The organism is Paracoccus fontiphilus (genome assembly GCF_017356265.1).
GTDB lineage: Bacteria > Pseudomonadota > Alphaproteobacteria > Rhodobacterales > Rhodobacteraceae > Paracoccus > Paracoccus fontiphilus.
The window spans coordinates 12,546-25,428 of record NZ_JAFNAW010000031.1 but is presented as its reverse complement, the minus strand read 5'-3'; the positions used below and the strand labels follow the sequence as shown (position 1 = coordinate 25,428).

At 67.5% G+C, this 12,883-nt stretch carries 12 protein-coding genes; all 12 read right to left on the bottom strand.

Going from position 1 to position 12,883, the window contains the following annotated elements; genetic code table 11:
- Nucleotides 1–36: 36 nt before the first annotated feature.
- Complete coding sequence (locus tag J0F76_RS11965) at nt 37–990, bottom strand: 2-hydroxyacid dehydrogenase (RefSeq protein ID WP_242690162.1); 954 nt, start codon at nt 988–990, stop codon at nt 37–39.
- The gene (gene rodA / locus J0F76_RS11960; protein ID WP_207469709.1) at nt 971–2,110 is read right to left on the bottom strand and encodes a rod shape-determining protein RodA; all 1,140 of its coding nucleotides are present in this window, start codon (nt 2,108–2,110) and stop codon (nt 971–973) included. Before rodA ends, J0F76_RS11965 begins: the two co-directional genes overlap by 20 nt.
- Before the next feature lie 5 nt (nt 2,111–2,115).
- Nucleotides 2,116–4,056: a penicillin-binding protein 2 gene (mrdA, locus tag J0F76_RS11955; RefSeq protein WP_207469708.1), complete on the bottom strand. Its 1,941-nt coding sequence runs from the start codon at nt 4,054–4,056 to the stop codon at nt 2,116–2,118.
- Nucleotides 4,053–4,580, bottom strand: coding sequence for a rod shape-determining protein MreD (locus J0F76_RS11950; RefSeq protein WP_207469707.1), 528 nt, complete (start codon nt 4,578–4,580; stop codon nt 4,053–4,055). The genes mrdA and J0F76_RS11950 overlap by 4 nt, the downstream gene beginning before the upstream one ends.
- Nucleotides 4,580–5,515: a rod shape-determining protein MreC gene (mreC, locus tag J0F76_RS11945; RefSeq protein WP_207469705.1), complete on the bottom strand. Its 936-nt coding sequence runs from the start codon at nt 5,513–5,515 to the stop codon at nt 4,580–4,582. Before mreC ends, J0F76_RS11950 begins: the two co-directional genes overlap by 1 nt.
- Before the next feature lie 27 nt (nt 5,516–5,542).
- Entirely contained in the window at nt 5,543–6,577 is a 1,035-nt protein-coding gene (locus J0F76_RS11940) for a rod shape-determining protein (RefSeq protein WP_207469703.1), read from the bottom strand.
- Between the two features lie 238 nt (nt 6,578–6,815).
- The gene (locus J0F76_RS11935; protein WP_207469702.1) at nt 6,816–7,406 is read right to left on the bottom strand and encodes a VPLPA-CTERM sorting domain-containing protein; all 591 of its coding nucleotides are present in this window, start codon (nt 7,404–7,406) and stop codon (nt 6,816–6,818) included.
- A 238-nt stretch (nt 7,407–7,644) separates the two neighbouring features.
- Complete coding sequence (locus J0F76_RS11930; protein ID WP_207469701.1) at nt 7,645–9,201, bottom strand: 2-isopropylmalate synthase; 1,557 nt, start codon at nt 9,199–9,201, stop codon at nt 7,645–7,647.
- 77 nt (nt 9,202–9,278) lie between these two features.
- Nucleotides 9,279–9,401 carry a hypothetical protein gene (locus J0F76_RS21170; protein WP_278250423.1) on the bottom strand — a complete coding sequence of 41 codons (123 nt, stop codon included), beginning with the start codon at nt 9,399–9,401 and terminating at the stop codon, nt 9,279–9,281.
- A 19-nt stretch (nt 9,402–9,420) separates the two neighbouring features.
- Nucleotides 9,421–10,680 (bottom strand): DUF2254 domain-containing protein, encoded by a 1,260-nt coding sequence (locus J0F76_RS11925; RefSeq protein ID WP_207469700.1) that lies wholly within the window; start codon nt 10,678–10,680, stop codon nt 9,421–9,423.
- Nucleotides 10,681–10,683: 3 nt separating this feature from the next.
- Complete coding sequence (locus tag J0F76_RS11920) at nt 10,684–12,150, bottom strand: ABC transporter substrate-binding protein (RefSeq protein WP_341351590.1); 1,467 nt, start codon at nt 12,148–12,150, stop codon at nt 10,684–10,686.
- Nucleotides 12,147–12,851, bottom strand: coding sequence for a CDP-alcohol phosphatidyltransferase family protein (locus J0F76_RS11915; RefSeq protein WP_207469699.1), 705 nt, complete (start codon nt 12,849–12,851; stop codon nt 12,147–12,149). Before J0F76_RS11915 ends, J0F76_RS11920 begins: the two co-directional genes overlap by 4 nt.
- Nucleotides 12,852–12,883 lie beyond the last annotated feature (32 nt).

Sequence of the window (12,883 nt, the reverse complement as noted above, 5' to 3'; positions counted from 1 at the left end):
CGCCTGCGGATTAGCGAATGTTAGTCCGACCGGACGTCAGTAACCTTTTGTCCGGTCCACCAGATGCAGGATGGGGCGGCCTGACAAGGCGCGGCGCAGGTTCTCGACCGCCACGAGCGCGGCGGTCTCGACCCGCGTCTCGGCGGCGATATGGGGCGTCACGATGACGCGAGGATGGGACCAGAACGGATGATCCGGGGGCAGCGGCTCGACCCGGAAGACGTCCAGGACGGCCCGGCCCAGGCGGTTGCCGTCAAGCGCCGCCAGCAGGGCATCGTCGTCCAGAACCGTGCCGCGACCGGGGTTGATCAGCCAGGCGCCTTGCGGCAGCCGCGCCAGTCGGGCCGCATCCAGCAGGCCGCGCGTCCGGGGCGTATCGGGAAGAAGGTTGATCAGGATCTCGGTCCGCGACAGGGCGCGGTCCAGCCCGTCCGGCCCGAACACCTGAACGCCCCGGATCGCCCGTCCCGACGCGCTGAAGCCCGCGACGGGAAAGCCGATCCCTTGCAGCATCGCCGCGACGCTGCGTCCCAGTTCGCCCATGCCCAGGATCGTCACCTGCCGCGCATCCGCGAGCGGCGGGGTCAGGCCGTGGCGCCAGACGCCGTCCTGCAGATAACGGTCCATGCCCAGATGCGCGCGCATGGCCCAGCCGGTGCAGTATTCCGCCATGCCGCGCGCCAGCCCCGGATCGACCATCCGCGCCAGGGGCTGGGTCAGCGTGGGATTGGTGACGATGCGTTCGACCCCGGCCCACAGGCTTTGCACCAGCCGGGCGTTCACGAAGGGCGACAGGTCGTCGACGGGACCGCCGGGCGCATAGATGATCGCGTCGATGCTGGCGGCGTCGGCGGTCGCAGCATCGGGGCGCAGCAGCTCCATCTCGGGCGCAAGCCGGGTCAGGATGGGCGCCCATTCGGGCCACAGCGCATCGGGGGCGGCGAACAGGACGCGCATCATCGTGGCTCCGTCATCGTGGCCGGTGGACATGGGCGGCCTGCACCAGCCCGAAGCCCAGCATCAGGATCATCAGCGACGTCCCCCCATAGCTGACCAGCGGCAGCGGAGAGCCCTTGGCGGGAAGCATTCCCATGACCGTCGCCATGTTGATCGAGAAATACAGGAAGAACGTGCCGCTGATGCCCACGGTGATCAGCGCGGCGAAGCGGTCGCGGTTCGACAGCGCGGAATACAGGCAGAAGCCGATGATCAGCGTGTAAAGCCCCAGCAGCGACATGGCGCCGACGAAGCCGAACTCCTCGGCCAGCACGGTGAAGATGAAGTCGGTGTGCTTTTCGGGCAGGAAGTTCAGCCGCGACTGCGTGCCCTGCATGAAGCCCCTGCCCGACCAGCCGCCCGACCCCAGGGCGATCTGGCTCTGGATGATGTTGTAGCCGGCACCCAGGGGGTCGGCGGTCGGGTCCAGGAAGGTGTCGATGCGGCGGAACTGATAGTCCTTGAGCAACTGCCAGTCGGTCCCCCGGCTTTCCAGCACGGTGGCGACCAGGCCCACGCCGGCGGCGATCACGACGGCGAAATACCACAAGGACACGCCCGCCGCGAACATCACGATGCCGCCCCCGGCCACCAGCATGATCGAGGTGCCCAGGTCGGGCTGGATCAGCACCAGGCCGGTCGGCGCCAGGATCAGGACGACCGGGATCAGCACCCACAGGGGATGCGACACCCGCCGCTGCGGCAGCCAGTCGTAATAGGCCGCCAGCAGCAGCACGAGCGAGATCTTCATCAGCTCGGACGGTTGCAGCCGGATCGGGCCGATGTCGATCCAGCGCTGCGCGCCCATGCCGATGGTGCCCACCAGTTCCACGGCGACCAGCAGCAGGAAGCAGCAGACATAGGCCGGGATCGAGATCCCGCGCCAGAACCACATCGGCACGAAGGCCAGCGCGATCATGATGACCATGCCGGCGGCGAAGCGGTACATCTGCGGCTCGGCCCAGGTCTCCACGCGGCCGCCCGCGACCGACACCAGCATCAGGAACCCGATCGAGGCCACCGCCGCGATCAGAAAGACCAGCGGCCAGTTCAGATACAGGATCTTGCGAAGCCCCGTCGGGGTCTGGGCAACGGAATAGTTCAGATAGGACATGGCGATCAGGCCCGCGTCAGGCGCGGCGCTTCCGGCGTGAACAGGTGCATGGCGTTGTGGCGTTCCTCCATCGCGTCGCGCTGGTCCCCCGGCACGGCGTCCAGCGGCGGCAGCCCCCCCGCAAGGGCGAACAGCAGGATGTCGCGGGCCACCGGCGCCGCGACGGCGGAGCCGCCGCCGCCATGTTCCACCACCACCGACACTGCATAGCGCGGCGCGTCATAGGGGGCATAGCAGACGAACAGCGCATGGTCGCGGCGTTCCCAGGGCAACTGGTCGTTCGACACCACGCCCCGCGCGCGTTCGGCGGCGGTGATGTTGCGGACCTGGCTTGTGCCGGTCTTGCCCGCCATGCGCCAGTCCTCGCGGACGATGCGCGACCGCCGGGCGGTGCCGGTCGCGGAATTCATCACCTCGTCCATGCCCAGGCGCGCCACGCGCAGAAAGGCGGGGTTCACGTCCAGAACGGGGAAGTCCGGGACCGGCTGCTGCACGCCGTCGATGGCCCGGACCAGCCGGGGCCTGATCTCGCGCCCCGAGGCGATGCGCGCGGTCATCACCGCCAGTTGCAGCGGTGAGGCCAGCACATAGCCCTGCCCGATCGAGGCGTTCAGGCTGTCGCCCACCTGCCAGGCCTGCCCGTGCCGCGCCTGCTTCCAGGCCCGGTCGGGCGCGATCCCCTCGGCCACGGCGGACATGGGCAGGTCGTGGCGCTGGCCCAGCCCCAGCTTGCGGGCCATGGCGGCGATGCGGTCGATGCCGACCTTCTGCGCCAGTTCGTAGTAATACACGTCGCAACTGTGCGACAGGCTGGTCACGGCGTCGACGGTGCCATGGCCGCCCTTGCGCCAGCAATGGAAGCGGCGCCCGCCCGCGGTGGTGTAGCCGGGGCAATAGAAGCGCGACCCGGCATTGATGACCCCCGCTTCCAGACCCGCCAGCAGCGTGACCATCTTGAAGGTCGAACCCGGCGGATAGACGCCCTGCACCGTCTTGTCGGCCAGCGGGCGGTGGTCGTGGTTCATCAGCGCCTTGTAGTCGGGCGATGAAATGCCGCGCACGAACTTGTTCGGATCGAAGGAAGGCGAGGAACAGATCGTCAGGATGTCGCCCGTCTGCACGTCCATGACGACGGCGGCCGCGCTTTCCTCGCCCATGCGCTGCGCGGCATAGTTCTGCAGCCGCGCGTCGATGGTCATCTGCACGGTCGCGCCCTGCTCGCCTTCCTGGCGCGACAACTGCCGCATCTCGCGGCCTGCGCTGTTCACCTCGACCCGGCGCTGGCCCGCCTTGCCGCGCAGGTGATCCTCCATCCGCGCCTCGAAGCCGACCTTGCCCAGCTGGAACTCGGGCAGCATCAGGACGGGATCGGGGTCCTCGATCTTGGACAGGTCGTAATCGCTGACGGGGCCGACATAGCCCAGCACATGCGCCAGATCGCCCGCGCGGGGATAGACACGCGACAGCCCCGATTCCGGCGTGACGCCCGCCAGCGCGGGCGCATTGACCGCGATGGAGCTGAACTGTTCCCAGCTCAGGCGGTCGGCCAGGACGATGGGGGTGATCGCGCTGCGCCTGGCGAATTCGTCCAGCAGCTCGGCCATGCGGGCGTCGCTGATGGGGATCAACCGGGCCAGGCGGCGCAGCACGGGTTCGACCTCGCCGCCCGCCTCCTCGCGGGTCAGGGTGACGCGGTAGTTCTGCTCGTTCCCGGCGATCACGATGCCGTTGCGGTCGTGGATCAGACCGCGCGCGGGCACCAGCAGGCGGATCTTGATGGAGTTGCCGTCGGCCAGCATCCGGTACTGCTCGGCGTGTTCGACCTGCATCGACCGCAGCTTCAGGGCCAGGGTCGTGACCACGCCCAGCTGGATGCCCGCCAGCATCAGCCCGCGGCGGCCGATCCGGCGGCCGTTCCCGTCGTTCTGCCGGGGCGTGTCGGTCATCGCGCGGCCCCCATCTGCTCGGCCTCGGTAAAGGTGACGCGGCGCAGGCCGATCAGCGCCCGCGCGGCCAGGACCACCAGCGGATAGGCGGCGACGGTGGCGATGAATTGCAGGATCACCTGACCCAGGGCCGGAACCGGCATCATGAACAGCACCTGCACGATACGATAGGACAGCATCATCACGCCGATCAGGATCGTGACGCGCAGCCATTCAACCATGAACGGCCCATCCCGCCAACGGGCCTCACGCAAGCGTGCGGCCTCGGACCCCAGCAGGACGATGGCGGGCCATAGGCCCAAGGGATGGAACAGCACGATGTCCTGGACCACGAAGACCAGCGCGATCACCGGCGCGGCCAGCTGGTCGGGGCGGCGCAGCACCCAGGCCAGCGTCAGGCACAGGCCCAGGTCCGGGCCGGGCAGCCGCACGTCCCCCGCCGACAAGGGCAGAAGGCGCAGGAACAGCAGCGCCGCCATGGTCGCGCAGAACAGCAGCGTGCCGATCAGCCCCTGCCGGCTCATCACTCGGTCCCCGTGGCCAGCGGGTCCGATGTCGCCGCCGCCTCGACGGGCGAGGTCGGCATCTGCGGGCCGATGAACCCCTGGTCGCCCGGCGTGATGACGGCGCCGCTGTCCACCACGGTTTCCGCCGGATGGGACCGCAGCACGCGCAGGAATTCCAGCCGGCCGTAGTCGGCGGCCATGCGCAGCCGCATCCGCCCGTCGCTGCCCTGCACCACCTGCCCCGCCAGAAGCCCCGGCGGGAACACCCCCCCGTCGCCCGAGGTGACGACCCGGTCGCCGGGACGCACGTTGTCCGGCGTCTCGATGAAGTCCAGGAAGGGCTGCGGCGTGTTGTCACCCGTCAGCAGCGCCCGTTCGCCCGAAGGCTGGACGGACACCGGGATGCGCGAGGACGGGTCGGTCAGCAGCACCACGCGGCTGGTCCGCTTGCCCACGCCCGAGATGCGGCCGACAAGGCCAAGCCCGTCCATGGTGGCCCAGCCCTCGACGATGCCGTCGTCGGTGCCCACGTTCAGCAGCACCGACTGCCGGAAGGCCGAGCCGCTGTCCACCATCACCATGCCGGTGACGCTGGTCAGCGCCGGGTCGATGCGGACCTTGTTCAGTGCCATCAGCTTGGAGTTTTCCTGTTCAAGCTGGACGGCGGCTTCCTTCCAGGCCTGCATCTTCTGCAGCTCGCGCCGCAGTTCCTGGTTCTGCTGGTAGATGCGGGCATAGGACTGGAACCCGCCGATCATCTGGCCGGCCTGCGTGACCGGGGCCAGCGCCCATTCGAAGGACGGCACCACCCGGTCGATGATGGCGATTCGCATCCGTTCGGCGCGCGGGCTGTCGATCCGCCAGAACAGGAACAGCGCGATCAGGACAAGCGCCATCAGCGCGATCAGCACGCGCCGGACGGGTGTGGCGAAATCTGGTCCCTTGCGTGCCATTCACGCAGCCCCTTTCCGGGCCGCCTCTCAGCTGTCGTAGTCGATGACGTGGCGCAGCTGCTTTTCGTATTCAAGCGCCTTGCCGGTGCCAAGCGCCACGCAGTTCATCGGCTGGTCGGCCAGGGTGATGGACAGGCCGGTCTGCTCGCGCAGCGCCAGGTCCAGGTCGCCCAGCATCGCGCCGCCGCCGGTCAGGATCACGCCCCGGTCCACGATGTCGGCGGCCAGATCCGGGGGCGTGGCCTCCAGCGCGACCATCACGGCCTCGCAGATGGCCTGCATGGGTTCGGCCAGCGCCTCGGCCACCATGGCCTGGCTGATCTCGATTTCCTTGGGGATGCCGTTCAGCAGGTCGCGGCCGCGCACCATGATCGTGGCGCCGCGCCCGTCGTCGGGCATGCGGGCGGTGCCGATGGCGGTCTTGACGCGTTCGGCAGTGGACTCGCCGATCAGCATGTTCTGGTTGCGGCGCAGATAGTTGATGATGGCCTCATCCATGCGGTCGCCGCCGATGCGGACGGACCGGGCGTAGACCACGTCGCCCAGCGACAGCACCGCCACCTCGGTCGTGCCGCCGCCGATGTCCACGACCATCGACCCGGTCGGCTCGGTGATGGGCATCCCCGCGCCGATGGCCGCCGCGATGGGTTCCGCGATCAGCCCGGCCTTGCGGGCGCCCGCCGACAGGACCGACTGGCGGATGGCGCGCTTTTCCACGGGGGTCGCGCCATGGGGCACGCAGACGATGACCTTGGGCTTGGAAAAGCCGCTGCGCTTGAACACCTTCTTGATGAAGTGCTTGATCATCTGCTCGGCGCTGTCGAAATCGGCGATGACGCCTTCGCGCATGGGCCGGATCGCCTCGATGGAACCGGGGGTGCGGCCCAGCATCAGCTTGGCGTCCTCGCCCACGGCCAGGACCTGCCGCTTGCCGTCCTTGACGTGATAGGCCACGACCGAGGGCTCGTTCAGGATGATGCCCTTGCCCTTGACATAGATCAGCGTGTTCGCCGTCCCGAGGTCGATTGCGATGTCGGTCGAAAACAAACCGCCGAATGCCATGCCCGTATCCTTTTCGCGCCGGTTTCACCGGCTGTGCCCGTTTTTGTGCGCTGACAGCGCTGCCACGACGCTGAATCGACAGGCGCGGCAGTGCCCCCATATAAAAGCCTCGGCGGCGGCGGGGAAGCCCTGTTCCCCGCATCGGCGAAACCGGGCATCATCACGATTCAGCCGAGGTCCGACAGCAGAAAAGGCGCCCGTGACCCGCACGAGCGCCCTTGCCATCGCCGCACGCGCCTCAGCGTTTCCTGCGGCGGCGCAGCAGTGCCATTGCGGCAAGGCCCGCCGGCAGCAGCGCCGCGCCCGCAGGCAGCGGCACGGGCGCGGGCTGCGCTTCGGACAAGGCATTGCCCGGCACGCTGATGTTGTAGTTCAGGCTGCCATGGGTGCCGTAAAGCGACAGATACAGCAGCCCGTCGAACTTCTCGTCCAGGCTCAGCGTGTAGGTAAAGTCGTTCCCGCGGGTCGCATGGGTCATGTCGACTTTGCCGATCTTCATGCCCTCCCAGATGCCGTAGCGGGGGGCGAAGGTCTGGTAATGGATCTCACCGCCGGCCGAGAACGACCAGTCCCTGTCGCCGATCGGCGCCTTGGGCGAAAACGTGAGCGTGACGGTCTGCGCCCCGCCCTTCAGTCTGAAGCCTAGGATGTCGTAGTCGTTGTGGCTGCCCCAGCTGCCCGAGATACCGTCGACCCCGGCGGCGATCATCGTGGGCTTTTTCCAGTCGCCCGAAAACTCGTCGGCCCCGAAGCCTTCCTTCAGCGTGGCGGCGCCGACCGCGCCTGCCGACAGCATGGCAGCCGCCATGGCGAGACAGATAACCCGCATCTTCATCCTCGTGAACACGCGCCACAACCGGCGCAAACCATAACCGAAGATGCGGCAGCCTCATGCCTGCCACATCGACACATTCGCCGTCAGTTTTCCTGATGATCGAAGTGACACGTTTTTCGCATCGACTGACGTGCCGGTCAACGTGGCACCACACGCGATGCGGGTGTCTTTTTGTACAGGGTTAATCCGGCAGGTGCGGGGCGCAGGCAGGCGCGCCCCGCAGCATGCGTCGTCAGTGCGAATACATGCTGATTTCCTTGCCGTCCTTGCCCGCACGCGTGCGGCGGACGATCAGGTGGTTCAGCGCGCCCACATAGGCTTTCACGCTGGCCAGGATCGTGTCGGTGTCGGCGGCCTGACCGTTCACGATGCGGCCGTCCTCCTCCATCCGAACACTGACGGTCGCCTGCGCGTCGGTGCCTTCAGTAACGGCATGGACTTGGTACAGCTTCAACGTGGCGTTGTGCGGGAAGATCTGCTTGACCGCGTTGAAGCAGGCATCGACCGGGCCGTCGCCGGTGGCATGGACCGTCTGTTCCTGTCCGTCGACGATCATGGTCAGGTCCGCCGACTGCCCGTCGCTGCCGCAGACCACGCGCAGGTGCTTGACCTGCAGGTGGTCGTCGCCGGTATTGGCCGAGGCATCCTGGACCAGCGCCACGATGTCATCGTCGTATACCTCTTTCTTGCGGTCGGCCAAGGCCTTGAAGCGGACGAAGATGTCCTTCAACTGGTTGTCGCCGACCTCGTATCCCAGATCGGCCAGCTTGGCGCGCAGGGCGGCGCGGCCCGAATGCTTGCCCATGGCGATGTTGGTTTCATTGAGGCCGATGTCGGCGGGGCGCATGATCTCGAAGGTCTCGACGTTCTTCAGCACGCCGTCCTGGTGGATGCCGGATTCGTGCAGGAAGGCGTTCTTGCCGACGATGGCCTTGTTGAACTGGACCGGGAAGCCCGAGACCTGCGCCACCCGGCGCGAGATGCCGATGATCTTGGTCGTGTCGATGCCGGTGTCGTAGGGCATGATGTCGTGGCGCACCTTCAGCGCCATCACCACCTCCTCCAGCGCGGTGTTGCCGGCGCGTTCGCCCAAGCCGTTGATGGTGCATTCGATCTGGCGCGCGCCGGCTTCCACGGCGGCCAGGGCGTTGGCGGTCGCCATGCCCAGGTCGTTATGGCAATGGGTGGCAAAGACCACGTTTTCCGCCCCCGGCACGCGCTCCAGCAGCATCCGGATCAGGTCGGCCGATTCGCGGGGCGCGGTATAGCCCACGGTGTCGGGGATGTTGATCGTGGTGGCGCCCGCCTTGATGGCGATTTCCACCACGCGGCACAGGTAGTCGTGTTCGGTCCGCGTCGCGTCCATGGGCGACCATTGCACGTTGTCGCAGAGGTTGCGGGCATGGGTCACGGTCTGCTCGATCCGCTCGGCCATCTGGTCCATGTCCAGGTTCGGAATGGCCCGGTGCAGGGGCGAGGTGCCGATGAAGGTATGGATGCGGGGGCGGCGGGCGTGACGCACGGCCTCCCAGCAGCGGTCGATGTCGGGCAGTTGCGCGCGGGCGAGGCCGCAGATCACGCTGTTCTTCGCCTGTTTCGCGATGTCGCTGACGGCGGCGAAGTCGCCTTCCGAGGCGATGGGAAAGCCCGCCTCGATGATGTCCACGCCCATCTCGTCCAGCATGGACGCGATTTCCAGCTTTTCCTCGTGGGACATGGTGGCGCCGGGCGACTGTTCGCCGTCGCGAAGGGTGGTGTCGAAAATGAGGACGCGGTTCTTGTCGGTCATGACTGGTGCTTTCTTACGGGGTCTGTCTGCGGGAAACCCGGGCACTTCCTGGCTGAGCGGCGGCCCGGAAGACCCGCTCAGCGCAGCGTAAGAAGCAGCAGACCGCGGAGGTTCACGGCCACGCGCGCGCCGAAGGGCGCGGTCGGGGCGGTGGGAATGTCCAGCATCCGGGTCATGGCCGGGACTATGCCGCGTGCCATGGCAAATGAAAAGCGGAAATCACGCCCGGCCCGCTACGCGGCCCAGATCCTCCATCAGCCGCCGCAGCCGGTCCTTGTCCGGCGCGGGCAGGCCTTCCAGCCCCCTTGCGCAGGCAAGGCGCAATTGCGCCTCGGCTGCCTGGCGCGCGGCGTCCGGTCCGATGCGGGTCAGCGCGTCCAGGGCCTTCAGCAGACGGGTCAGCACGTCGATCTGCCCCGCCGCGTCGCGGCCGATCAGGCGGAAGGCGTCGTCATGGATGTCGTCGTAGCGCAGCGGCGGCACGCGCAGGCGGGGGTATCTGGCCCGATGCAGTTCGGCCTTGTGCCAGCCTTCGGACCACAGGGTCAGCAGCCGCGCCTGACGGCCGATCACGTCGATGGCGGTGCCGGGGTCGTTCACGGCGGGGGACAGGGCGCGCAGGGCGACCTCGGCCAGGGCAATGATGCCAAAGCGCGGGTCCTGGTCGAAGGACCGGGCCCTGGCGATGGTGAAGGCCCGGCGGATCGCGGCGGCCAGATCCTCGGTGAGGGGCTGCCCCTGGATCACGGCCAGCGGGGTGCCGTGATAGAGGAACGCGCCGGGCAGGACGCGGATGTCCAGGTGAAGGTCCTGCTTATCGCACAGGTCCGACAGCGCGGCGGTGTCGATGAATTCGACATAGCCCACCTGATCCGACAGGACGGCGGGTGCGGCCGGCGCGTCGGGGGGCAGCGGGCGCCCGCCCAGGAAGGGCAGGTCCAGCCGCGCCTCCATGGACCGGCGGGTGGCGTTTTCCAGCCGGTCGATGGTGTCGCCCACGCGGCCCAGCTTGGTCAGCTGGTGAATCCAGCGCAGCAGCGCCAGCACGATCAGGACGATCACCAGAACGGTGGTCACGAACAGCAGCGCCCGCCCCTGCGGGCCATAGACGCTGACCCGCAGCGCCACGAGGCCGACGATGCTGAACAGGAACGACCCGATGAAGGTCGCCAGCACCGACTGGATGAAGTCGTCCTCGGTCAGCAGGCGGGTGGCGCGCGGCGTCGCGTTCGACGTGGCAGACCCGTAGGCCGAGGTCAGCGCCGTGACCGAGAATGTCGTGACCGCCAGCATGGACGAGGCGATGACGTTCAGCAGGCTGTCGATCGCCTCGGCGCTGATGTCGATGGGCAGCGGCCAGGGCAGCAGCGAGGCCAGCGTGGCGGCGATGGCCGCGAACACCCCCAGCACCGCATAGAACGACACGCGGACCCACAATGTCCGGCGCAGCCGCGACAAGATCCAGCGCAGCCGGGACATGGCTCAGGGGCCCCACCGCACCCTGGTCAGGTCGTTGGCCTGGGTGGGCGCGTTTTCCCACAGGCCCTCGATCCGCGCATCGGCCACCCCGGTCTTGGCAAGCTGGAACAGGAAGGCATTGACATGATCGCCCGCGATCATCTCTTGCGCCTGCTTCAGCAGGTCGCTTCGCTGATCGGGCGTGACCGCCGCCTGCAATTGGTCCATCAGCGCGACGAACTCGGGCCGGGCATAGTGGAAGTAGTAGTCGGGCCGGGCGTAGATGTCGATGTCCAGGGGTTCCGTGTGGCTGATGACCGTCAGGTCGAAATCGCCGCCCTTGAAGACCGATTCAAGCCACTGCGCCCATTCCATGTTGGCGATCTGCGTCTGGATGCCGACTGCAGCAAGCTGGGCCTGCACGATCTCTCCGCCCCGGCGGGCATAGGGCGTGGGCGGCAGGGCAAGGCGCAGGGTGACGGGGCCGGTGCCCGCCTCGGCCAGCAGGGCCTTGGACTTTTCGGGGTCGTAGGCAGAGCTTTCCGTCAGATCGACGTAATCGGGATGATGGGGCGCGAAATGGCTGCCGATGGGGGTGCCGTATCCGAACATCGCCCCGTCGATGATGTCCTGACGGTTGATCGCATGGGCGATGGCCTGGCGCACCCTGATGTCGTTCAAGGGCGCGCGGGCGTTGTTCATGGCCAGGATCGTCTCGCCCTCGGTCGTGCCGACCATGACCTTGAAGCGGGGATCGGCCTGCAATTGCGGCAGCGTCTCGGGGGCGGGGAAGTTCGGAAAGGCGTCCACATCGCCTGCCATCATCGCGGCAAAGGCCGCCGAGGGGTCGGGGATGAAGCGGAAGATCGCCGTATTCAAGGCGGGCTTCTCGCCCCAGTAGCCGTCAAAGGCGGACAGCACGATCCGGTCGCCCTGCACCCACTGCTCCAGCCGGAACGGGCCGGTGCCGACGGGCTTCGTGGCAAGGCTGCCAGCGCTGGCGGGGTCAACCATCACCGCATCGCCCCAGGCCATCTTGAAGGGAAAGTTGCCATCGGGCGCGGCCAGCGTCACGCGGACGGTGCGAGGGTCCACGGCCTCGACCGACTGGATGCCCTGGAACAGCACCTTCTGCGCGTTGGTCGAATCGGGCGCCCGGGCGCGTTCCAGCGTGAAGACCACGTCGCTGGCGTCGAACGCCGCGCCGTCGTGGAAGGTCACGTTGTCATGAAGGTGGAAGACGTAGGCACGGCCCTCGTCCTCGACATCCCAGCGTTCGGCCAGGGCAGGCTCGATGGTGCCGTTGGGGCCAAAGCGGGTCAGCCCCTCGAAGACATTGGCATAGACGACCTCGTCGGTGGCCGCCGCCGCCCCGCCGGTAGGGTCGAGGTTCGGCGGCTCCAGCACCATGCCAAGGGTGATGGCGTCCTGGGCGGCCGCGGGCAGCGCCAGCAGGACCAGCGCGGCCAGGGGTTTCAAGGCTTGGATCACGGACGTCCCCTTCCGCGTTTCGGCATCAACTGCTGCGCGGCCCCGGCCCCCAGCAGCCACAGCGAGGTCACGACAAGGCCCCAGTTGGCCCAGCTGTCGGGATGGAAATCGACCCAGGCCGCGCGGGCGGCAAAGACGCACCACAGCACCGTCATCGGCAATGAGACCGCCCGCCAGCGTTCCGTCCGCACCGGGTGGATGAACTTGATGGGCAGGAACATCGCCACCGTCAGCGCCACGATGATCGTCAGGATCACCATCCAGTGCGGGTCGGTCGCGAACAGCACCAGCACCACCATGTTCCAGCAGCCCGGAAAGCCCGAGAAGGAATTGTCCTTGGTCTTCATCCGCGTATCCGCGAAATAGATCACGCTGCCATAGACGATCACGATGATCGCGAACCAGCCGGTCCAGCCAGAGAGAAGCCCCGACTTGAACAGCGCATAGGCCGGGATGAACACATAGGTCAGATAGTCGATGATGAGATCCATCAAGACGCCGTCATAGTTCGGCGAATGGATCTTGACGTCATAGCGCCGCGCCAGCGGGCCATCGACGCCATCGACGACCAGGGCCACGACCAGCCACAGGAACATCAGCGACCACTTGCCCTCGACCGCGGCAAGCATGGACAGCATCGACAGCACCGCGCCGGTGGCGGTCAGCAGGTGGACGGACAGGGCTTTGTGTTGCGTCTTCATGGCCCGGTTCTGGCAGCTTGGCGGCGCTCACG